General features: G+C 69.3%; 20 protein-coding genes. 10 read left to right on the top strand and 10 right to left on the bottom strand.

All coding sequences use genetic code 11. From position 1 onward, the window contains the following. Positions 1–4: 4 nt before the first annotated feature. On the top strand, positions 5–877 hold the full coding sequence (locus tag ACLJRL_RS05575; RefSeq protein ID WP_410654892.1) for a sterol desaturase family protein: 873 nt from the start codon (positions 5–7) through the stop codon (positions 875–877). Here the strand turns inward: ACLJRL_RS05575 and ACLJRL_RS05570 are convergent. Further along, on the bottom strand, positions 874–1,791 hold the full coding sequence (locus tag ACLJRL_RS05570) for a hypothetical protein (RefSeq protein WP_410654891.1): 918 nt from the start codon (positions 1,789–1,791) through the stop codon (positions 874–876). The two genes, ACLJRL_RS05575 and ACLJRL_RS05570, sit on opposite strands and share 4 nt — an antisense overlap. A gap of 59 nt (positions 1,792–1,850) precedes the next feature. Here ACLJRL_RS05570 and ACLJRL_RS05565 point away from each other — a divergent pair, with 59 nt between their 5' ends. The 4 genes from ACLJRL_RS05565 to ACLJRL_RS05550 are packed head-to-tail and all read left to right on the top strand — an operon-like array spanning position 1,851 to position 7,160. Further along, positions 1,851–4,250 carry an FHA domain-containing protein gene (locus tag ACLJRL_RS05565; protein WP_410654890.1) on the top strand — a complete coding sequence of 800 codons (2,400 nt, stop codon included), beginning with the start codon at positions 1,851–1,853 and terminating at the stop codon, positions 4,248–4,250. Further along, positions 4,247–5,473, top strand: a complete 1,227-nt coding sequence (locus ACLJRL_RS05560) for a glycosyltransferase family 4 protein (protein WP_410654889.1) — start codon at positions 4,247–4,249, stop codon at positions 5,471–5,473. The genes ACLJRL_RS05565 and ACLJRL_RS05560 overlap by 4 nt, the downstream gene beginning before the upstream one ends. Continuing rightward, complete coding sequence (locus ACLJRL_RS05555; RefSeq protein WP_410654888.1) at positions 5,467–6,174, top strand: class I SAM-dependent methyltransferase; 708 nt, start codon at positions 5,467–5,469, stop codon at positions 6,172–6,174. Before ACLJRL_RS05560 ends, ACLJRL_RS05555 begins: the two co-directional genes overlap by 7 nt. Then, a complete protein-coding gene (locus ACLJRL_RS05550) occupies positions 6,171–7,160 on the top strand; it encodes a prenyltransferase/squalene oxidase repeat-containing protein (protein ID WP_410654887.1) in 990 nt (329 codons plus the stop codon). Before ACLJRL_RS05555 ends, ACLJRL_RS05550 begins: the two co-directional genes overlap by 4 nt. Before the next feature lie 78 nt (positions 7,161–7,238). Here ACLJRL_RS05550 and whiA read toward each other — a convergent pair whose 3' ends face one another. From whiA to uvrC, 4 genes are read right to left on the bottom strand one after another with little or no spacing between them, the layout of a single operon-like run. Next, positions 7,239–8,228: a DNA-binding protein WhiA gene (whiA, locus tag ACLJRL_RS05545; protein ID WP_410654886.1), complete on the bottom strand. Its 990-nt coding sequence runs from the start codon at positions 8,226–8,228 to the stop codon at positions 7,239–7,241. Continuing rightward, entirely contained in the window at positions 8,219–9,205 is a 987-nt protein-coding gene (locus ACLJRL_RS05540; RefSeq protein ID WP_410655172.1) for a gluconeogenesis factor YvcK family protein, read from the bottom strand. The genes whiA and ACLJRL_RS05540 overlap by 10 nt, the downstream gene beginning before the upstream one ends. Before the next feature lie 4 nt (positions 9,206–9,209). Continuing rightward, a complete protein-coding gene (gene rapZ, locus ACLJRL_RS05535) occupies positions 9,210–10,121 on the bottom strand; it encodes an RNase adapter RapZ (RefSeq protein WP_410654885.1) in 912 nt (303 codons plus the stop codon). After that, the gene (gene uvrC / locus ACLJRL_RS05530) at positions 10,121–12,079 is read right to left on the bottom strand and encodes an excinuclease ABC subunit UvrC (protein WP_410654884.1); all 1,959 of its coding nucleotides are present in this window, start codon (positions 12,077–12,079) and stop codon (positions 10,121–10,123) included. The genes rapZ and uvrC overlap by 1 nt, the downstream gene beginning before the upstream one ends. Before the next feature lie 249 nt (positions 12,080–12,328). Here uvrC and ACLJRL_RS05525 point away from each other — a divergent pair, with 249 nt between their 5' ends. Then, positions 12,329–13,066 carry a S1 family peptidase gene (locus ACLJRL_RS05525; RefSeq protein WP_410654883.1) on the top strand — a complete coding sequence of 246 codons (738 nt, stop codon included), beginning with the start codon at positions 12,329–12,331 and terminating at the stop codon, positions 13,064–13,066. A 116-nt stretch (positions 13,067–13,182) separates the two neighbouring features. After that, positions 13,183–13,962, top strand: a complete 780-nt coding sequence (locus ACLJRL_RS05520) for an exodeoxyribonuclease III (RefSeq protein WP_410654882.1) — start codon at positions 13,183–13,185, stop codon at positions 13,960–13,962. Positions 13,963–14,064: 102 nt separating this feature from the next. Here ACLJRL_RS05520 and ACLJRL_RS05515 read toward each other — a convergent pair whose 3' ends face one another. From ACLJRL_RS05515 to rpe, 5 genes are all read right to left on the bottom strand, one after another. Continuing rightward, a complete protein-coding gene (locus tag ACLJRL_RS05515) occupies positions 14,065–14,508 on the bottom strand; it encodes a PH domain-containing protein (protein ID WP_410654881.1) in 444 nt (147 codons plus the stop codon). Between the two features lie 17 nt (positions 14,509–14,525). Next, the gene (ribH, locus tag ACLJRL_RS05510) at positions 14,526–15,032 is read right to left on the bottom strand and encodes a 6,7-dimethyl-8-ribityllumazine synthase (RefSeq protein WP_410654880.1); all 507 of its coding nucleotides are present in this window, start codon (positions 15,030–15,032) and stop codon (positions 14,526–14,528) included. Beyond that, complete coding sequence (locus tag ACLJRL_RS05505) at positions 15,029–16,303, bottom strand: bifunctional 3,4-dihydroxy-2-butanone-4-phosphate synthase/GTP cyclohydrolase II (RefSeq protein WP_410655171.1); 1,275 nt, start codon at positions 16,301–16,303, stop codon at positions 15,029–15,031. The genes ribH and ACLJRL_RS05505 overlap by 4 nt, the downstream gene beginning before the upstream one ends. 53 nt (positions 16,304–16,356) lie before the next feature. Further along, a complete protein-coding gene (locus ACLJRL_RS05500) occupies positions 16,357–16,986 on the bottom strand; it encodes a riboflavin synthase (RefSeq protein WP_410654879.1) in 630 nt (209 codons plus the stop codon). A 112-nt stretch (positions 16,987–17,098) separates the two neighbouring features. Further along, positions 17,099–17,767: a ribulose-phosphate 3-epimerase gene (gene rpe, locus ACLJRL_RS05495; RefSeq protein WP_410655170.1), complete on the bottom strand. Its 669-nt coding sequence runs from the start codon at positions 17,765–17,767 to the stop codon at positions 17,099–17,101. A gap of 147 nt (positions 17,768–17,914) precedes the next feature. Here rpe and ACLJRL_RS05490 point away from each other — a divergent pair, with 147 nt between their 5' ends. The 3 genes from ACLJRL_RS05490 to phoA all read left to right on the top strand — a co-directional run bounded on the left by ACLJRL_RS05490 (position 17,915) and on the right by phoA (position 21,297). Continuing rightward, a complete protein-coding gene (locus tag ACLJRL_RS05490; protein ID WP_410654878.1) occupies positions 17,915–19,150 on the top strand; it encodes a sensor histidine kinase in 1,236 nt (411 codons plus the stop codon). Next, positions 19,147–19,806: a response regulator gene (locus ACLJRL_RS05485; RefSeq protein WP_410654877.1), complete on the top strand. Its 660-nt coding sequence runs from the start codon at positions 19,147–19,149 to the stop codon at positions 19,804–19,806. Before ACLJRL_RS05490 ends, ACLJRL_RS05485 begins: the two co-directional genes overlap by 4 nt. 105 nt (positions 19,807–19,911) lie before the next feature. Further along, positions 19,912–21,297 carry an alkaline phosphatase gene (gene phoA, locus ACLJRL_RS05480; protein ID WP_410654876.1) on the top strand — a complete coding sequence of 462 codons (1,386 nt, stop codon included), beginning with the start codon at positions 19,912–19,914 and terminating at the stop codon, positions 21,295–21,297. Positions 21,298–21,339 lie beyond the last annotated feature (42 nt).

Raw genomic sequence — 21,339 nt, 5'->3', positions numbered from 1 at the left:
TTCGGTGGCGGATTTCCTTGTCCATCTGAGTGACCCGGTGCTGATGGCGACACCGGTGTTCCTGCTGTTCGTCGCGATCGAGATCCTCGCGCTGCATGTGCTGGGCCATGACGACAACGTCATCGGCTACAGCGTCAAGGACACCCGGACCAGCATGTCCATGGGTGCGGTGGCCGTCGTGATCAACGGGGTCTTCCGGATCGGGATGCTGTTCGTGTTCGCCGCGCTCTACGAACTGGCGCCGGTGAAGTTCAGTCCGGGCGACTGGTGGACCTGGGTCCTGATGCTGCTCGGCCAGGAACTCGTCTTCTACGCCTACCACCGGGCCAGCCACCGCGTGCGCATCATGTGGGCGGGCCACCAGGTCCATCATTCGAGTGAGCACTACAACTTCTCGACCGCGCTGCGCCAGAAGTGGACCCCCTACTTCCAGCTGCCGTTCTGGTCCGTCCTGGCGTTCGCCGGCATCCCGCCGTGGATGATCCTCACCGGTCTCTCCATCGACCTCGTCTACCAGTTCTTCGTGCACACCGAGAAGATCCGGAAGCTGCCACGCTGGTTCGAGTACGTCTTCAACACACCTTCACACCATCGTGTGCACCACGGCAGTGACGAGGAGTACCTGGACGCGAACTACGGCGGGATCCTGATCATCTGGGATCGCCTGTTCGACAGCTTCGTCCTCGAAGGCAAACGGCCGACCTACGGGCTGACCAAGAACATCGAGACCCACAACCTGCTCAAGGTCGGCTTTCACGAGTACGGCTCGATCCTGCGCGACGTCCGCGCCGCCGGAACCTGGCGGGACAAACTGGGCTTCGTGTTCGGTCCGCCGGGCTGGCAGCCCGCGAAGACGCTGAGCCACACGGGAAGCTAAGCGGACAAGGCGGCGGAGAGGACTTCGCCGGTCCGGCGCTTGGCCAGGTAGAACGCCGCCTCGTGCGGTTTGGCCCCGTTGTCGACGGTGTAACCGCTGTCGAGGACGCCGTCCGCGCCGGGGAACATCGGGCCGAGGTCCGGCTTGGCGGCGACGAGGTCGTCGCGGTCGGCCAGGTTCACCCAGCGCGCGACGCCGGGCGGAACGGACGGCGGCTGCGGGCGCGTCCGCTCGTAGACCACCGTGCGCAGACCGAGCGGCGAGCCCACGGTGAGCAGCAGCGGCAGCGGGCCGCCGTGCCGGTGGGCGGCTTCGTAGGCGACGACGGAACCGAGGGAATGCCCGATGATCACCTCGGTCTCCGGTCCGATATGGGCGGCGACGCGCTCCTGAACGCGTTCGCGGATCGTCTCGTCGGTGAGGTACAGCGTGACCTGTTTGAGTGCCTTGACCAGTACGCGTTCGGCGAAGGCGACCCCGAGCCGGGCGAACGGCCGCAGTCGCACCAGCGCGTTCAGCACCGGACGGGCGGCCGCGCGCACACCTTGGTACTCCTCGGACACTCCGCCCAGGTGAGCCAGTTCGGTCCGCGCCAGGTTCCGATCGCCTTCGCGCGACGAGCGGAAGGCCGCGTTCCGGAGCCACTCCGCCGCCAGTGCTTCGGCGAGCGCCCCTTCCTCGACGGTCAGTTCGTCGGCGCCGCCCTGCTGCCCGTCGCGGAGGAAAAGGTCGCCGTAGAACGCCATCCGCGCGCCGGCCGCGCCGGGCCGGGCGTCCCGCCACAGGTCGTCGGCCAGCACGGTGTCCCCGGCGAGCCGGATCCCGCCCGCCAGGCTCGGCAGCCATTCCGCCTCGAGGGTGTCCGCGGACTTCTGTTCCTGGGCGATGCCGTGCACCAGAACGATCCGAGCCATGGCGCCCAGTATGGCCGAAGTGCTTGCCGGTGCCCCGCCGATGCGACAAAGTGATCGCCGTGGGAGAGCGGAGGTCGTTGGTCGTCGCGGCGCAATGCGCTTCGCTGAACCTTCTCTCCTTCCTCCCGGACGTCGGCCACGCCGTTTCGAAGACTTTGCTCGATCCCGAAATCGGCGGCTGCGTGCCGGCGCTCGCGGACGGCCGCGGCCTGCTCATCGACCCGACGATGGTCGAACTCGACGACGCGCTCGTCGAGGCCTTCGAACGCGCGTCGGAAGACGAAGCGACGCTTTTCCTTTCGCTCGTCGGGCACGGCGAGTACGCCGACGACGACTTCTACTTCCTCACCAGGGAAACCAGCCTGCCGGTGGACAGCCGGAAGTCGTTCCTGTTCGCCCAGCGGATCAAGGAACTCCTCGGCCGCTATTCCACTCTCGACGGGCTCGTGATCCTGCTCGACACCTGCCACGCGGGGATCGGCGCGATCCAGGCGGGCAAGCGCTGGCTGCGGATCGTCAGCGAGGCGGGCAAACGGTTCGACCTGCTCACCGCCTCCGACGACCGGGTGGCGGCCAACGGTTGCTTCAGCCGCTCGCTGGTGACCGTGCTGCGTTCGGGGGACGCGAGTCTCGGCGAACGCGTCCGGTGTGCGGACCTCAAGCGGGTCATCACCGGGCTGTGCCCGGCGCAGACCGCCGTGCACCTGGGTTTCGACGGCACCCGGGAGGTGATCGGGGCCGATCAAGGGCTGTGGCTCGCGCTCAACTCCTCCCCCGCGTGGCGCCGTTCGCCGCTGGCGGGCAATCCCGCCGCTCCGGATATCGAACGGCTGACCGCGAACTACCGGCAGAATCCGCAACTCGGCGAGACCGTCGGGCATCTGCTCACGGGTGCCCGGCTGGTCGCGATCAGCGGCGCGGCGGATGCCGGGAAATCGACCATGCTCGCGGCGCTCGCGCGGCCGTCGGTGGCCGGATCGTATGTGCCGCCGGACTTCCTGCACGCCGTGCTGTTCGCCTCCCGCGGCCAGACCGCGGAACAGCTCGCGCGGGAACTGGCGCGCCAGTTGCGGCGCACCGTCCCCGGTTTCGCCGAGGCCGGTGAGGCGTTCCTGAGCGGGCTCGACGACGCCGCGCGAGCCGGCGCAAGCGCTTTCGATCTGGTGATCCTCGGCCCACTGCGCACCCTCGCTCCACAGTGGACGGACAGTCCGGTGCGGATCGCGGTGGACGGTCTGGACGATCTCGATCCCGACGTCACCTCCCGGCTGACCGGTCTCCTGCGGAGCCTGTCCACCGATCCGGAGCTGTCGTGGGTGACGACCGTGGTGGCGACGCGGGACCCGAAGGAGCTCCCGGCCGCGACCGTGGTGCGGCTGGTCCCGGCGCCCACGCCCGGCAAGCCGCCGACCTTCGATCCTCCCCGCATCTCCAAACCGGGGCACGTTCATGCGGGGCGGCTCCGGCCGGACCGACCGCAGGACGAGTCAGAGCGGCGGACGATCGACTGGATGGACGGCTCGGAAAAGGGCAACGGCTCGCCCACCTCGCCGAAGATCACACCCGCCACGCTGATCATCGACGTCCCCGGACAGCCGATCGTCGAACACGAACTCTCCTATGGGCTCATGACGCTCGGCCGCAGCAGGCGCGCCACCCTCCGTGTCAGCGATTCGCGCGTTTCCCGGCTCCACTGCGAAATCCGGTGGGACGGCACGACCGCGTGGCTGTCCGATCTCGACTCCGCCAACGGCACGCTCGTCAACGGGCGGCGGGTGCTGAACGCCGAACTGGCACATCGCGACGTGATCAAGCTCGGCGATGCGAAGGTCACCTTCATCAGCGTCGGCCAGGAGGAGAAAGGGGCGGAGGCCGAAGAAGAAGACACCGGCTCTCTGCCCTCACCCCGGCCCACGCGGGCGATCCTGCTGGATCTGCTGTGCCTGGCGGCCGACCGCGGTCCGATCCCGATCTCGATCCTGACCAAGGCGAGCGCCGCGAGCGGCGGCCCGGACAGGGCGGTGCACGTCCGTGATGTCCTGGCCGGTCTCCGGACCGCCGTCCGCCGGACGCAGGCCGGTCTGGCGACCGAAACCGTGCTGTGGAGCGGCCCCCTACTCGAGGTGACGCCGCGGCTGCACGCTCGGCTGGCGGCCGCGACGTCGGATATCGAACCGGTGTCCGGAGACGAGGAGCCGACGGTGGAACAGGCCTACGCGGCCGCCAACGAGGCCGAATTCCTGTGGCTCGCGGGCCTTCACGAGGACGCCGTCCGCTCGGTGGAGCGCCGTGCGTCGGGGATTCCGGTGGAGAACCGGGAAACCTGGGCGGTGTGGGCGAACCGCGCGGCACGGGAACTGGGCGAGAAAGACCGGATCACCTTGCGCTGCAAGGCCTCGCACGCGACTTGGGCGGGTAGGACAGGTCACTCGGGGGAACGGCCGGAGACGGATCGGTGAGTGCGCTGCGGATCGCGCTGCTGAGCTATCGGGGGAACCCTCGTTCCGGCGGACAGGGCGTGTACGTCCGGCATCTGAGCCGCGAGCTCACTGAGCTGGGCCATCAGGTCGAGGAACTGGCCGGGCCGCCCTACCCGGACGTCGACGAGGGTGTGCGGCTGACGAAACTGCCGGGGCTGGACCTGTTCGCCGAGCCGAACCCGTTTCGCACCCCGAAGCCGAGGGAACTGCGTGATCTGCCTTCGTGGGTGGAGTTCCTCGGCATGCGCCGCGGCGGATTCCCTGAACCGCTGGCGTTCTCCCTGCGTGCCGCCCGGCATCTCGCGAAACGCCGGGCCGAGTTCGACATCGTGCACGACAACCAGGGACTCGGCTACGGAACACTCCACTGTGGACTTCCGGCGACCGCGACGGTCCACCACCCCATCGCGGTGGACCGCGACTTGAAACTCGCCACGGTCGCCGGCCCGGAAGCGGAGCGGGTCAAGCGTTGGTACGGCTTTGTTCGCATGCAGCATCGCGTCGCCCGGCGCTTGCCCACGCTCACGGTGTCCCAGGCTTCGCGCGACGCGATCGCCCGCGAGATGGGCGTGCCGCACGAACGGATCCGGGTCGTGCCGCTCGCCGCGGACACCCGCGTCTTCAAACCCCGTCCCGAGATCGCGCGGGTACCGGGCAGGGTCGTCACCACAGCGAGCGCGGACGAGCCACTCAAGGGCCTCGACCGGCTGCTCACCGCGTGGGCGAAGGTCGACGGAGAACTGATCGTGGTGGGTAAACCGAAACCGGACGGCCCGGCCGCGCGGGCCCTGGCGGATCTCGGCCCCGACGCGAACGTGCGTTTCGTCAGCGGCCTGTCGGACGACGAACTCGCTCACCTCATAGCCTCCGCCGAAATCGTGTGCGTGCCGTCGCTTTTCGAAGGATTCTCGCTACCGGCCGCGGAAGCGATGGCGTGCGGGACGCCAGTGGTCGCCACGACCGCGGGAGCGCTGCCCGAAGTCGTCGGGGACGCCGGAATCCTTGTCCCACCCGCCGATCCCGATGCCCTCGCGGACGCGATCAGCGCACTGCTCGGCGACAGGCGTCGGCGCGCCGATCTGTCCGCGATAAGTCTCGACGCCGCAAGCACCTTGAACTGGCGGCGGACGGCCGAGGAAACCGCGAACCACTACCGGGAAATCCTCGGACAGGCGTCGAACCGGGAGCGGGCCGAGTGCTGACCGTGGACTTCGACCGGTTCCCCGTCGGCCCGGGTGACCGGGTGCTCGACCTCGGCTGCGGGGACGGACGGCATGCCTACGAGGCCTACAAACGCGGCGCGGACGTGGTGGCCGCCGATCTCGACGACACCGCGTTGAAGCACGTCCGGGACATGTTCTCCACCATCGCGGACGCCGGCGAAGCTCCGATTTCGACGTCGGCGCTGGCAGTCCGGGCGGATGCCCTCCGGCTTCCGTTCCCGGACAAGGCCTTCAACCGGGTGATCGTCGCCGAAACACTGGAGCACATCCACTCCGACCGAGCCGTGCTCGCCGAGGTGAGCCGGGTCCTGTCGCCCGGCGGCCTGGCGGTGGCGACGGTCCCGCGCTGGTGGCCGGAGCGAATCTGCTGGCTGCTCTCGGACGCGTATCACGAGGTCGAGGGCGGACACATCCGGATCTACCGGCGCCACGAACTCCTCGACCGCATGGCGAGCGCGGGACTGCGGACGATCGGCAGTCACCACGCGCATGCGCTGCATTCGCCTTACTGGTGGCTGAAATGTGCTGTCGGACCCGACACCGGTCATCGGCTTTGCGAGCTGTACCACCGGTTCCTGGTGTGGGACATCATGCGGAGTCCTCGCCCGGTCAGATTCGCCGAACGCGTGCTGAATCCGTTGCTCGGCAAGAGCCTCGTCGTCTACGCCCGCAAACCGTGAAGGCCACCGCCGCCACGATCGCGGCCGTCCAACGACCGGATGGCGGGATCCCCTGGCAGACGGGCGGTCACCTCGATCCTTGGAACCACATCGAAGCCGCCATGGGTCTGGACGTCGCGGGGCTGCACGCGGAAGCCGAGGCCGCGTACGGCTGGCTCGCGCGGAACCAGCGTCCTGACGGCTCCTGGGCGGCCGAGTACCGCGGCGACGAAATCAGTCTGTCCACTATGGACACGAATTTCACGGCCTATGCGGCCGTCGGGGTACGGCATCATTTCCTGCTGAGCGGAGACCACTCGTTCGTGGAACGCTTGTGGCCCACTGTGGATCGCGCCCTGGACGCAGTCGTGCGACGGCAGCAGCCGTCCGGTGCCATCCCCTGGCGAACCGATCCCGGAGTCCGCCTGATCGCCGGGTGCAGCAGCATCCACCACGCCCTGACCCAGGCGAGCGCCCTAGCGTCGGAGCTGAGTCAGGAGCGTCCGCACTGGGAGTCCTCGGCACGAAGTCTTCGCACTGCCCTTGTCGGCGAACCGGACCTGTTCGCGGTGAAACCGCACGCGATGGACTGGTACTACCCGATCCTGGGTTCCGTCGTGACCGGATCCGTCGCCGCGGAACGGATCGCCGGCGGCTGGGACCGGTTCGTCGAACCGGGGCTCGGGGTGCGCTGCGTCGACCATGAGCCGTGGGCGACCGGTGGGGAGACGGCCGAACTCGCTCTCACCCTCGCCGCTCGCGGTGACCGCACCCGTGCCGCCGAACTCCTCGACTGCGTCACGCGGTTGCGGCACGACGACGGCTCGTACTGGACGGGATACCAGTTTTCGGACCAGGAGTTCTGGCCGGACGAGCGCACCACATGGACCGCGGGCGCCGTCCTGCTGGCCACCGCCGCGCTTGAGGGCGACCCGGCCACTTGCACGGTCTTCGGCGAGCAGGTGCCAGATCGCGATGCGCGTGAGGGCCACCCTCAGGGACTCTGAGTGTGGCCCTCACGCGCATCCTGATGCTTGCGCACGCAACGAACGCAAGTAGAGGACTAAACGCGGGTCGGTGAGCCGCTAAGCCTCGTCTTCTTCCAGCATTTCGGGCGTCACAGCGGATTCCGTGTCCGGGATGCCCTGTTCCTTCGCCTTCTTGTCGGCCATGGCGAGCAGGCGGCGGATCCGGCCGGCGACGGCGTCCTTGGTCATCTGCGGGTCGGACAGCTGGCCCAGTTCTTCGAGCGAGGCCTGCCGGTTCGACAGCCGCAGCCTGCCCGCGGCGAGCAGGTGATCCGGGGCGGAGTCGCCGAGGATGTCCAGTGCTCGCTCGACCCGGGCCGCCGCCGCGACGGCCGCGCGGGCCGAGCGGCGCAGGTTCGCGTCGTCGAAGTTCGCGAGCCGGTTCGCGGTGGCGCGCACCTCGCGGCGCATCCGCCGCTCTTCCCACGCGAGCACGCTGGTGTGCGCGCCGAGGCGGGTCAGCAGGGCGCCGATGGCGTCACCGTCGCGCACCACGACGCGGTCCGCGCCGCGGACCTCGCGTGACTTGGCCTGGATGCCCATCCGCCGGGCGGCGCCGACGAGCGCCAGCGCGGCCTCCGGGCCGGGGCAGGTGACTTCGAGTGACGACGAGCGGCCGGGTTCGGTGAGCGAACCGTGGGCCAGGAACGCGCCGCGCCAGGCGGCTTCCGCGTCGGCGACGCCGCCGGAGACGACGGCGGCGGGCAGCCCGCGTACCGGGCGGCCGCGCTGGTCGATCAGGCCGGTCTGCCGGGCGAGGCCCTCACCGTCCTTGACCACCCGTACGACGTACCGCGTGCCCTTGCGCAACCCGCTGGAAGAGATGACGTGGACGTCGGACTGGTGTCCGTACAGTTCGTGGATCTCCTTACGCAGCCGCCGGGCCACCGAACCGGTGTCCAGTTCGGCCTCCACCACGACGCGGCCCGCCACGATATGCAGCCCGCCCGCGAATCGCAGCATCGACGCGACCTCCGCGCGGCGCGGGCCGATCTTGGTGATCTCAAGCCGGCTCAGCTCGTCCTTCACGGCGGCGGTCATCGCCATCGCTGCCCCTCCATACCTTCAGCTCCTCCCCCGGTGAGACCGAGAGCGTCCCGCATACAGCCCGCGAGCGCATCAGGATCATGCCGCCCCGTCACGACCGGGTCAGCCACCGCCCCCAGCAACGCCCGGGCGCCGAGTCTCCCGGCCGCGTCACGCAACCGGGCAGGTGAGGGGACCGAGTCGCCGTCGGCGATGACCGCGTCCACCCGCAACTCCGGGGCGTGTTCGAAGAGTACGTCCAAATGCTTCTCCGGGGAGAACCCCGCGGTCTCCCCCGGCTGGGGGATCAGATTGAGAATGACCACTTTCGTGGCGTTCGTTCGGAGCAACGCGTCGTGCAGGTCCGGCACCAGCAGATGCGGGAGCACGCTGGTGAACCACGACCCGGGCCCGAGGAACACGGCGTCCGCGCCGAGCACCGCGTCGACCGCTTCGACGCAGCCTCGCGGCGGCCGGTCCGCCTGACCGGTCGGGTGCAGGCTGATCCGGTGCACCTGGCCGGGCGTGGTCGCCACCGCGACCTGACCGCGGATCCGCCGCAACGCCGAGGGATTCTCGACGTCCAGTCCCGAGACCTCACCCTGGATTTCCAACGGTTCGGGTGACATCGGCAGGACACGGCCGGAAATGCCCATGAGCCTGCTCGCCTCGTCGAGCGCGGCGACCGGGTCACCCAGCACCTCGAACAAGCCGGCCAGCAACAGGTTCCCGACAGCGTGCCCGGCGAGCGCGCCGTCGCCGCCGAAGCGGTGCTGGAACACCTCCGCCCACAGGGTCCCGCCGTCTTCGGCGGCGAACGCGGCGAAGGCCTGCCGCAGATCGCCCGGCGGCAGCAGCCCCAGTTCGCGGCGCAGCCTGCCGGACGAGCCTCCGTCGTCCGCGACGGTGACCACGGCGGTGACCTGCGAGGTCACCCGGCGCAACGCGGTGAGGGTGGCGTGCAGGCCGTGCCCGCCACCCAGTGCCACCGCGCGCAGGTCGCTACTCGCGGCCAAGGTCGCGGTGCACCACCTTCACGGCCATGCCGTCCTCATTGGACAGACGCTGGGCGAGTTCCTCGGAAATGGCGACGCTGCGGTGCTTTCCGCCGGTGCAGCCGACGGCCAGCGTCAGGTACCGCTTGCCCTCGCGCTTGTAGCCGGCGCCGATCAGGCGCAGCAGCTGGTGGTACCGGTCGAGGAACTCGTCGGCGCCTTCCTGGCTGAGCACGTAGTTGCGGACCTCGCCTTCGAGACCGGTGTGGTCGCGCAGTTCCGGGATCCAGAACGGGTTCGGCAGGAACCGGACGTCCATCACCAGGTCCGCGTCCATCGGGAGGCCGTACTTGTAGCCGAACGAGAGCACGGTGACCCGGGTCTGCGTACTGGACTCGGAACCGAAGGCGTCCTCGATCTTCGCCCGCAGGTCGTGCACCGAAAGCGACGACGTGTCGAGCACTAGGTCGGCCTCGTCCCGCAGCGGCTCCAGGAGCGCGCGCTCGGCGGTGATGCCGTCGGCGAGCCTCCCGTCACCCTGCATCGGGTGCCCGCGGCGGACGGCTTCGAACCGGCGCACCAGCACCGCGTCGGTCGCCTGCAGGAACAGCACACGCGGCTTGTAGCCGCGGGCATCGAGGTCCTTGATGACCGACGCCAGGTCGTCGGTGAAGGCACGCGAACGCACGTCCATCACCACGGCGACCTTGGTGATCGCGCCCCGCGCCTGCGCGCCGAGCTCGACCATGGTGGCGATCAGCTCGGGCGGCAGGTTGTCCACCACGAACCAGCCCAGGTCCTCCAGGCATTTCGCCGCGGTACTGCGGCCGGCCCCGGACAATCCTGAAACGACCGCAACCTCCATTCCGGAACCGCGGCCTTCTTCTTGCGCACTCACGATGGTCCTTTCCCCGATCATCACGTAATACCGGACTCCCCTGTCCCCACGGGCTCCCCTGCGAGCGCCGCGACGACCGCTTCCGCGGTGCGCCTGCCGAAGCCGGGCACCGCCTCGATCTCCTCGATCCGTGCATCACGGAGTTTCTTCACCGAGCCGAAATGCTTGATCAGCGCGGTACGGCGAGCTTGCCCCAGTCCCGGCACACCGTCCAATGCGGACACCTGCATCCGCTTGGACCGCTTCTCCCGGTGGTACCTGATGGCGAAGCGATGTGCCTCGTCACGCAGCCGCTGCAGCAGATACAGCGCGTCGGAGGTGCGCGGCAGGATCACTGGATCGGGATCGCCGGGCAGCCACACCTCTTCCAGCCGCTTCGCCAGCCCGACCACGGCCAGATCGGTGATGCCGAGTTCGGAGAGCACGTCCGCGGCGGCGGTGGCCTGCGGGCCCGCGCCGTCGACGACGAGCAGGTTCGGCGCGTAGGCGAACTTACGCGGCCGGCCGGTCTCCGGGTCGATACCCGGCCGGTCCGGATCGACCGGCGCGTCCTCGGCGGTTTCCTTGAGATAGCGGGAAAAACGGCGGCGGACGACCTCGGCGATCGACGCGACGTCGCCTTCCTCCGCGGCCTCGCGCAGCGCGAAGCGCCGGTACTCGGACTTGCGCGGGATCCCGTCCTCGAACACCACGAGCGACGCCACCACGTCACTGCCCTGGATATGGCTGATGTCGACGCATTCGATGCGCAGCGGCGGGGTTTCCAGTGCCAGGTAGTCCTGCAGTTCCGCGAGCGCGGCCGACCGCGCGGTGAGGTCGCCGGCCCGGCGCAGCTTGTGCTGCGTGAACGCCTCCCCCGCGTTGCGCTCCACGGTCGCCGCCAGCGCGCGCTTGTCCCCGCGCTGCGGCACCCGGAGGCTCACCCTCGAACCGCGCAGCCCGGAAAGCCATTCGCCCAGCGCTTCGGCGTCGGCGGGCAGTTCGGGGACGAGCACCTCGCGCGGCACGGGCGGTACGCCGTCGTGATCGTCGGCCCGATCGGCCTGTTCGCCGTAGAACTGCGTGAGGAAGTGGTCGACGAGGTCCTTGACGTCCATCTCCTCGGCCTTGTCGATCACCCAGCCGCGCTGCCCGCGGACCCGGCCGCCGCGCACGTGGAAGACCTGGACCGCGGCCTCGAGTTCATCGTGGGCGAAGGCGACGACATCGGCGTCCGTGCCGTCGCCGAGCACGACCGCCTGCTTCTCCATCGCGCGCCGCAGCGCGCCGAGGTCGTCACGCAGCCGGGCCGCGCGTTCGAACTCCAGCTCTTCGGACGCGGCCGCCATTTCCTGTTCCAGGCGGCGGATCAGCGCGTCGGTGCGACCGGCAAGAAAATCACAGAAGTCTTCGACGATATCCCGGTGCTCATCCGCGGACACCTTGCCGACACACGGCGCGGAGCACTTGCCGATGTAGCCCAGCAGGCACGGCCTGCCGATCTGGCCGTGCCGTTTGAAGACCCCGGCCGAGCAGGTGCGCGCGGGGAAGACGCGCAGCAGCAGGTCGAGCGTCTCGCGGATGGCCCAAGCGTGCGCGTACGGCCCGAAGTACCGGACGCCCTTCTTGGCCGCGCCGCGGTAGACGTGCAGGCGCGGGAACTCCTCGTTCATGGTGACGGCGAGGACCGGGTAGCTCTTGTCGTCGCGGTAGCGGACGTTGAACCGCGGGTCGAACTCCTTGATCCAGTTGTACTCGAGCTGGAGCGCCTCGACCTCGGTGCTCACCACGGTCCACTCGACGCTCGCCGCCGTCGTCACCATCTGGCGCGTGCGCGGGTGCAGGCCCGTGAGGTCGGCGAAGTAGGAGTTCAGCCTGCTTCGGAGGCTTTTCGCCTTGCCGACGTAGATGACCCGCTTCGTGGCGTCGCGAAATTTGTACACGCCAGGTGCGTCCGGGATGCTCCCCGGCGAGGGACGGTAGGTGGTCGGGTCAGCCACGTCGTCAAGCCTATGGGGCCCCACCGACAGTCTTACGAGGCCCCGTCCTAAGCCAGGGTCCGGTCAACCCATCGAGTGGCCATTCCCACGATGCGGTCCGCATTTCGCAACGTATACCGACCTAAGTCGGGTATTCGACCGGACCAGACGTTCGTTGGTTCCTAGCGGGTGAATGGGTGATTACTTTCCGTCCCAGTTCCTTTTCACTCGGTTCTTCGTCCTCATGACGCTCGAAAGGACTCCTGCACCGTGAGCCGTCTTCGTACTTTGGGCGCCGCGTCCCTCGCCGCCGCCGCACTCACCCTGACCGCCGGCGCGGTCGCCTCCGCGGGCACCCCCACCGGGGTCCAGCCCAACATCGTGGGCGGCGGCACCGCCCCCACCGTCAGCTGGGGCGCCCAGGTCTACGTCAACACCCCCGGCCGTCAGTGGGACGGGTTCAACTGCTCCGGCAGTGTCATCGCCCAGCGCTGGGTGCTGACCGCCAAGCACTGCCTCGACTCGGACGGCACCGGTATGCGGGTCCGCGTCGGCAGCAACGCGCTGCAGGGCGGCCGCGTGATCGCCGTCGACCGCAAGGTGTCCTCGCCGACCGGCGCCGACGTCTCGCTGCTGCACCTGGTCTCCGACGCCGGTGTCACGCCGATCGGCCTGGCCAGCGCGAACCCGTCGGTCGGGTCCACCAACCAGCTCTACGGCTGGGGCCGTGAGACCCCGACCGGCCCGCCCGCCTCGGCGCTGAAGGTGGCCAACGTCCGCGTGTCCGGCAGCTCGTCCGACGCCTACGGCGGCCCGGCCATCCAGAGCGTCGGCATCAACGGTTCGGCGTGGAAGGGCGACTCGGGCGGCCCCCAGGTCTCCAACGGCGTCCAGGTCGGTGTCGCTTCGACCGTGCAGAACCAGAGCGGCTCGAACACCCGCGGCACCAACAACTACGGGAGCGTCGCGTCCAGCCGCTCCTGGATCCGCTCGACCACCGGGGTCTGACCTCCACTCCCGGCGCGTGCCATGAACGGCCCGTTACTTGCGAATTTTGCAAGTAACGGGCCGTTCATGGCATCCGGGAGCCATTGTTGTCGGTGCGGTGTGGGATTCTCGCGGGCATGCGGATCGCGACCTGGAACGTGAACTCGATCGGGCCCCGGCTGCCGAGAGTGCTGGACTGGCTCGGGTCGGTGCAGCCGGACGTGCTGTGCCTGCAGGAACTCAAATGCGGCACGGACGCGTTCCCCTTCGACGCCGTGCGGGAACTGGGTTACGAGACGGCGGCGTACGGCAGCGGGCGCTGGAACGGCGTCGCCGTCGTTTCGCGGGTGGGGCTGGAGGACGTGACGCGCGGGCTGACCGGCGAGCCCACCTTCGAAGAGAAGAACGACGCGCGGGCCATCGGCGCGACCTGCGGCGGGGTGCGGCTGTGGTCGGTGTACGTGCCGAACGGGCGCGAACTCGACAACCCGCACTACACCTACAAACTCAACTGGCTCTCGGCGCTCGAAGCGACCGTGCGCGAGGAGCTGACGCGGGGACTGCCGTTCGCGGTGCTCGGCGACTTCAACATCGCGCCCGCCGACGTGGACGTCTGGGACATCGGCGTCTTCACCGAGTCGACGCACGTGACCGAGCCCGAGCGGAAGGCGCTCGCGGCGCTGCGTGACCTCGGCCTGTCCGACGTGTTCCCGCGGCCGCTGAAGTACGACCACCCGTTCACCTACTGGGACTACCGGGCCGGGAACTTCCCGAACAACAAGGGAATGCGGATCGACCTCGTCTACGCCGACACGAAGGTGGCGGGGGCGGTCACGGATTCCTATGTGGACCGTGAGGCGCGGAAGGGCAAGGGTTCCTCGGACCACGCGCCGATCGTGGTGGATTTCGAGCTTTGAGTGGTCTGCCGAACGAACGCTATGAACGGCCCGTTACTTGCAAAATTTGCAAGTAACGGGCCGTTCATAGCACGCGGGAGTCGCCAGAGAGCGCGAAGGGCGTCAGCCGTTCCAGGCCGCTTTGTGCAGCCGCCGCAGCGCCCGCACCGCGTCCACCGCTCGTTCCCGGTCCACCGCCTGGACGGCCATGACCGAGTAGTACTCGTCGTCCGGCAGCTCGAGCCGTGCCCACGAGGCACCGTCCGGGAAGCTCACCGAAAGCACCTCGCTCCACGCGAATCGCTTGGTCAGCAGCACGTTCCGGACCTCGATGCCGTCGGCGTCGGCCTTCACGCGCGCCAGCGCGAACAGCATCGTGCCCGCCGCGAGCAGCACGCCGATCCCGATCATCGCCGCCTGGTCGGACGGCTGGAAGATCACGCCGGTGTCCGAGCCGCGCAGCAGCACCGCGACGACCACGAACGTCGCCAGCAGGATCACCGCCAGCACCGAGCACATCACCAGCGCGCGGCGCGGCCGCACCACCACGACCTCGGTTTCTGTCATCACATCCGCCTCGACGCTCACACGAAGCCCCGCTCGGTCCACGGCTGGCGCAGGTTCCGCAGCGCGTGCGCGGCGTCCAGCGCCGCGATCGTCGCTTCGTAGCCCTTGTCCTCGATAGAGCCCGGCAGGCCGGAGCGGTCGAGGGCCTGTTGTTCGGTGTCGCAGGTGAGCACGCCGTTGCCGACCGGGGTGCTCTCGTCGAGCGCCACCCTGGTCAGGCCCGCGGTGACCGCGTCGCAGACGTACTCGAAATGCGGCGTGCCGCCCCGGACGACCACGCCCAGCGCGACGACGGCGTCGTGGGTGCGGGCCAGTGCCTGCGCGGCGACCGGCAGTTCGACGGCGCCCGCGACGCGCACGATCGTCGGCTCCTCTTCGAGCTCGGCCGCCTTGACCGCGGCCAGGGCGCGCTCCAGCAGGGCGGTCGTGATCTTCGTGTGCCAGCGTGTGGCCACGATCCCGAGCCGGATGTTCTTACAGTCGGACAGGTCGAGTTCGACGTCCGGACGGCCTTCGCCGCTCACCGCGAGCCACCTCCGTTGCCCTGGTCGACCTCGGCGCCGACCTGGTCGAAATGTTCCAGCTGGGACAGGTCGTGCCCCATCCGGTCCCGCTTGGTCTTGAGGTAACGCAGGTTCTCCGGGTTCGGCGAGATCGGCAGCGAGACGCGGCCGGTGACCCGCAGGCCGTAGCCCTCGAGGCCGACGCGCTTGGCCGGGTTGTTCGTCAGCAGCCGCATCGAGCGGACCCCGAGGTCGCACAGGATCTGCGCGCCGGTGCCGTAGTCCCGCGCGTCGGCGGGGACGCCGAGCTGCAGGTTCGCGTCGACGGTGTCCGCGCCGGCGTCCTGCAGCTGGTAGGCCTGCAGTTTGTGCAGCAGCCCGATGCCCCGGCCCTCGTGGCCGCGGATGTAGAGCACCACGCCCCGGCCTTCCTTGGCCACCGCTTCCAAGGCGGCTTCGAGCTGCGGGCCGCAATCGCAGCGCAGGGAGCCGAAGACGTCGCCGGTGAGGCACTCGGAGTGCACGCGGACCAGGATGTCGTCGCCGTCGCCGATCTCGCCGTAGACGAAGGCGATGTGCTCGATGCCGTCGAGCAGGCTGTCGTAACCGACGGCGCGGAAGGTACCGGCTGTCAGCGGGATACGCGCCTCGGCGACCCGCTCGACCTGCTTCTCGGTCCGGCGCCGGTAGGCGATCAGATCGGCGATGGTGATCATCTTGAGGTCGTGGTCCGCGGCGAAGACCTCGAGCTCGTCGCGGCGGGCCATGTCGCCCTCGTCCTTCTGCGACACGATCTCGCAGAGCACGCCGGACGGCGAAAGCCCGGCCAGGCGGGCCAGGTCGACGGAGGCTTCGGTGTGCCCGGGACGCCGCAGGACGCCGCCCTGCTTGGCACGCAGCGGGACCACGTGGCCCGGGCGCCGGAAGTCCGACGCCTGGGACGCCGGGTCGGCGAGCAGCCGGATGGTGTGCGACCGGTCGGCCGCGGAGATACCGGTGGTGATCCCCTCGGCGGCGTCGACCGTGACGCTGTACGCGGTGCCGCGCTGATCCTGGTTCGTGTGGTACATCGGCGGAAGATTCAGCCGGTCCGCCTCGGCTTCGGTCAGCGCCACGCAGACGTAACCCGAGGTGTAGCGGACCATGAAGGCCATCAGTTCCGGCGTGGTCTTCTCCGCCGCGAAGATCAGGTCGCCTTCGTTCTCCCGGTCCTCGTCGTCGACCACGACGACGGGGCGGCCCGCCTTGATGTCGGCGATCGCCGCCTCGATGGCGTCGGTGTTCACGGCCACCCCGCTTCCACAGGGGGTCAGATCCGCCGACCCCGGAATCGCACTCGTTTCAGTCACGCCCGCTCCTCCGTGCCGCCGCCACCATTGTCCCCCTGCGGACGCAGGTGCGGCATGGCCAGCTTCTCGACGTACTTGGCGACCACGTCGACCTCGAGATTCACCAGGTCACCCGGCTGATTCCGGCCGAGGGTGGTCACTTCGAGAGTGGTCGGGATCAGCGCCACGGCGAACTCCTCGTCGGTCACCGAAGCGACCGTGAGGGAGATGCCGTCGACCGCGATCGACCCCTTTTCGACCACGTACCGTGACAGTCTTCCCGGCAGGGCGAACGAGGTCAGACCCTGTTCGTCCCGCTTGAGGAAGACGCCGGTGCCGTCCACGTGGCCCTGCATGATGTGCCCGCCGAGCCTGCCGCCCGCCGGCGTCGCGCGTTCCAGGTTCACGACGTCGCCGACGTTCACCTTCGCGAGGCTGGAGCGCTGCAGGGTTTCGTGCACGACGTCGACGGTAAACTCGCCACCCGCCACCGCGACCACGGTGAGGCACACGCCACTCACCGCGATGGAGTCGCCGTGACCGGCGTCGCTGGTCACCAGCGGCCCCCGCACGGTCAGCCGCGCGGCGTTCGGGACCTGCTCGACCGCGGTGACTTCGCCGAGTTCCTCGACAATGCCGGTGAACACTCCTGCTGCCCTCCTCCTGGTCGCACCGCCGCTGGAAAACGGTGCTCCCCTCATCCAACACCCACGAGGGCCGATTCCTTCTCCTGACCCGACGCCGGGTCAGGGGCTGGGATCAGCCGCGGACGCGGGCCGCCTGCTCGCGCAGCGCGGCGACCGCCTTACCAGGGTCTTCGGCGCCGTAGACGGCGGAACCGGCGACGAAACAGTCCACTCCGGCTTCGGCGGCCTGCTCGATCGTGTCGGCGTTGATCCCGCCGTCGATCTCGACGACGAGCTTGAGATGCCCGGTGTCGACCAGGCGTCGCGCGGTGCGGACCTTCTCCAGGACGTCGGTGATGAACGACTGGCCGCCGAAACCGGGCTCGACCGACATCACCAGCAGCGTGTCGTAGTGCTTGAGGGTGTCGAGGTGATCCTCGATCGGCGTGTTCGGCTTGATCGACAGACCGGCCTTCGCCCCGGCGGCGCGGAGGTTCTTCGCCAGCGCGATCGGGTCGTGCGCGGCCTCGACGTGCACGGTGACGTTGTAGGCGCCCGCCTCGGCGTACCCGATGGCCCACTTGTCGGGGTTCTCGATCATCAGGTGGCAGTCGATCGGGACGTCGGTGGCCTTGATCAGCGACTGCACCACGGGCAGGCCCAAGGTCAGGTTCGGGACGAAGTGCGCGTCCATGACGTCGACGTGGACCCAGTCCGCGCGGGTTTCCCCCTCCCCCGCGACGGCGCGGATCTCTTCGCCGAGCCGGGCGAAGTCCGCGGACAGGATGCTGGGTGCGATCAAAGGTCGGTGAGCCACGCGCCCGAGTGTAGGAGGACACCGCTAACGCCCGCTAACCGGCTGTGACCGGCGTCGGTGGTCTTGAGGATGACGCGAAATGGCACCGGAGTGGGAGGTGCGCGCATACCCGGTGCGAATAGCGTTCCCGTCATGATCAATCCCTTGAAACCCTTGGTGCGGATCGGCAGCTATCGGAGCGTGCCATTCGGACTCCTCGGCATGGCGATCACGGCGATCCCGTTCCCGATCGCGCTCATCCCCGCCATCCTCATCCCGGGCGATGTGAGGGTGAAGATGGTCTACGGCATGCTCGCGATGGGGGTGCTGGTCGCACTCGCCGGGCTGCCGGGGCCGATGCGGCGGGTCGGCATCTGGATCTCCAACCAGATGCTGGGGACGCGGATCGCCCAGCCCCTGCCGAACACGAAGGTCGCCTGGGCGGAGCGCGGGCGCTCGGCGGGCTGGCTGCTCGTGCACACCGTGCTCGGCTGGGTGCTGTTCGGCCTTGGCTGCTTCCTGTTCCTCGGCTTCGTGTTGACCCTGGTGTGGGCGGGAGGCGGCGGCAGTCCCATCGCGATCTTCGGCGAGGAGGTGACGATCGAGCCCGGCGTCGCCGGAGCGTGGACGCTGCCGATCGGGTTCTTCACGCTCGTGGTGATCGCGTACGTCCTCTCCGGTTTCACCAAGCTCTTCCAGTACAGCGCGGTGGCGCTGCTGGGGCCGTCCGCCGCCGAACGGGTCGCCGCGGCCGAGGTCCGGGCGAACCACTTCGAGCAGCGCAACCGGCTGGCACGCGAACTGCACGACTCCATCGGGCACACGCTGACGACGTCGACCATCCAGGCCGCCGCGGCCGCCGAACTGGTCGATTCCGAACCGCAACTCGTGCGCAAGGCACTGGGCACCATCGAGGAATCGTCCCGGGCGGCGCTCGAAGACCTCGACCACGTGCTCGGCCTGCTGCGCGAGGACAAGTCGTCCCGCGAACCCGAACGACGGCTCATCGAGGCCGCGACGCTGGCCGAGCGGGCGCGTTCCGGTGGCGCGGTGATCGACTACGAGCTGACCGGGCCCGCCGCCGAACTGCCCGCGACCCTTTCGCGGGAGGCGTACCGGATCGTCCAAGAAGGACTGACGAACGCGTTGCGGCACGCCCACCCCGGCCCGGTGACGGTGCGGGTCGCGGTGCTGGCGGACGCGCTGCGGATCGAGATCGTGAACCCGCTCAGGGAGATGGCCGCCACGTCGGATCGTGGTGGCAACGGATTGCCTGGGCTGACCGAACGCGTCGAGGCGCTGCGCGGCGAGCTCATCGCGGGCCCGGCCGTCGACGGGGAACCGCTGTGGCGGCTGGTGACGACGATCCCGCTACGGTCGCGCTCATGACACTGCGGGTCCTGATCGTCGACGACGAACCACTGCTGCGCGCCGGGCTGCGTTCGCTGCTGGACAACCAGCCCGACCTGACCGTGGTCGGCGAGGCGGGTAACGGCGGCGAAGTGGTGGACCTGGTGCGGCGGACGAATCCCGCGGTGGTCCTGATGGACGTGCGGATGCCCGGCGTGGACGGGATCGAGGCGACCCGGCGGGTGCTGGCCGAAGTGCCCGAACCGCCGAAGGTCCTCGTGATCACCACGTTCGACAACGACGACTACGTGTACGACGCGCTGCTCGCCGGGGCGAGCGGGTTCCTGCTCAAGCGGGCGCGCAAGGAGGAGTTCGCGCACGCGATCCGCACCATCGCCGCCGGAGAGACGCTGCTGTTCCCCGACGCGATCCGGCGGATGGTGGCAGCGCGCCCGGCGGAGTCGGGGCTCGCGCCGCGGCCCGCCTCGCTGACCAAACGGGAGACCGAGGTGCTCCGGCTGATCGCCACCGGGATGTCCAATGTGGACATAGCAGCCGATCTGGTCATCAGCCTGGAAACAGTCAAAACCCACGTGGGCAACATCTTCGGGAAACTGGGCGCGGCCAACCGCAGCCAGGCCGTGGTGTTCGCCTACGAGACCGGGATCGTCTCGCCGGGGCACAGCCTGCGCTAGCGGACCGCCGCTGTTCTTCGGCCGTTCATCCGGAGATCTCCCGCCGCACACATGCGCGGTGACTAATGGGACTGCTCTGATCCCCAGCAATCCCAAGGAGATTCGATGGCTTCGCTGTTCACAGGACGGCGCAGGTGGCTGGCGGGCGGGGCCTTCGGCGCCGCGCTGCTCGCGCTGGCCCCCGCGGCGCTCGCCGCCGGTGACGACGCCCGCCTCGCGGCCGCGTCCGGCGACCGCACCCAGGACGTGCGCGCCGCGATCAAGGGCGGCAACGCCCGCAACGTCATCCTGTTCATCGGCGACGGCATGGGCCAGTCCGAGATCACCTCGGCGCGCAACTACGAGCGCGGCGCGGCCGGACGGCTGGCGATGGACGGCTTGCCGCTCACCGGTGACTACACGACGTACGCGGTCGAGCGGAACAATCCCGCCAAGCCCGACTACGTGACCGACTCGGCCGCCTCCGGCACCGGATGGGCCACCGGCGTGAAGACCTACAACGGCGCGATTTCCGTGGACGCGTACGGCAACGCCGTCCCGTCGATCCTCGAAATCGCCCAGCGGTCGGGACTGCGCACCGGTGACGTCACCACGTCCGAGATCCAGGACGCGACGCCCGCCGTGCTCGGTTCCCACGTCGTCGGCCGCGATTGCAAGGGCCCCAACGAAACCAGCGCCAAGTGTGCGGTCAACGCGAAGGAGAACGGCGGCGCGGGCTCCATCTCCGAGCAGCTGGTCCAGACCAAGCCGGACGTCCTGCTCGGCGGCGGCGCGAAGTACTTCGACCAGGCCGTGAAGGCCGGGAAGTTCGCCGGCAAGACCGTGCTGGACCAGGCGAAGTCGGCGGGCTACCAGGTGGTGAGCACCGCGGCCGACCTCGCCGCGGCCAAGCCGGGCAAGCCGTTGCTGGGCCTGTTCGCCTCGGGCAACCTGCCGGTCAACTGGACCGGGCCCGCCGCGAAGCAGGGCGGCACGCCGCCGGCCCGCTGCACGCCGAACCCGGCGCTGCCGAAGACGCAGCCGAAGCTGGCCGACCAGACCCGCAAGGCGATCTCGCTGCTCGACGACCGCCGCAAGGACAAGGGTTTCTTCCTCCAGGTCGAGGGCGCGAGCATCGACAAGCAGGACCACGCCGCGGACCCGTGCGGCCAGATCGGGGAGACGATCGACTTCGACCAGGCCGTCGCGGCCGGTCTCGCGTTCGCTCGCAGCAACCCCGACACCCTGGTGATCGTCACCGGCGACCACGGCCACACCAGCCAGATCGTCGGCAACGGCGCGGTCAGTCCGGGCCAGACCGCCACCCTCATCACCAACGAGGGCGCGAACATGACCATCAACTACGGCACCGGGATGCCCGGCTCGTCGCAGGAGCACACCGGCACGCAGATCCGCGTCGCGGGCTACGGGCCGCAGGCGGCGAACATCGTCGGCCTGACCGACCAGACCGACCTGTTCGGCACCCTGAAGCGCGCGCTGCGCCTGCGTTAGGGGGTGGGGCAGGCCCCCGTTGAGGGGTGGGGGCCTGCCTCA

Source organism: Amycolatopsis sp. lyj-112, from assembly GCF_046549055.1.
In the GTDB taxonomy this organism is placed as follows: Bacteria; Actinomycetota; Actinomycetes; order Mycobacteriales; family Pseudonocardiaceae; genus Amycolatopsis.
This window is presented reverse-complemented; position numbering and strand designations above follow the sequence as displayed.

Bases quoted from the DNA above. Each gene is read 5' to 3' on its own strand.
- ACLJRL_RS05570 (WP_410654891.1), bottom strand. From the start codon at position 1,791: ATGGCTCGGATCGTTCTGGTGCACGGCATCGCCCAGGAACAGAAGTCC.
- whiA (WP_410654886.1), bottom strand. From the start codon at position 8,228: ATGGCGATGACCGCCGCCGTGAAGGACGAGCTGAGCCGGCTTGAGATC.
- rapZ (WP_410654885.1), bottom strand. From the start codon at position 10,121: ATGATCGGGGAAAGGACCATCGTGAGTGCGCAAGAAGAAGGCCGCGGT.
- ACLJRL_RS05520 (WP_410654882.1), top strand. From the start codon at position 13,183: ATGCGGATCGCGACCTGGAACGTGAACTCGATCGGGCCCCGGCTGCCG.
- ACLJRL_RS05515 (WP_410654881.1), bottom strand. From the start codon at position 14,508: ATGACAGAAACCGAGGTCGTGGTGGTGCGGCCGCGCCGCGCGCTGGTG.
- ACLJRL_RS05490 (WP_410654878.1), top strand. From the start codon at position 17,915: ATGATCAATCCCTTGAAACCCTTGGTGCGGATCGGCAGCTATCGGAGC.
- ACLJRL_RS05485 (WP_410654877.1), top strand. From the start codon at position 19,147: ATGACACTGCGGGTCCTGATCGTCGACGACGAACCACTGCTGCGCGCC.
- phoA (WP_410654876.1), top strand. From the start codon at position 19,912: ATGGCTTCGCTGTTCACAGGACGGCGCAGGTGGCTGGCGGGCGGGGCC.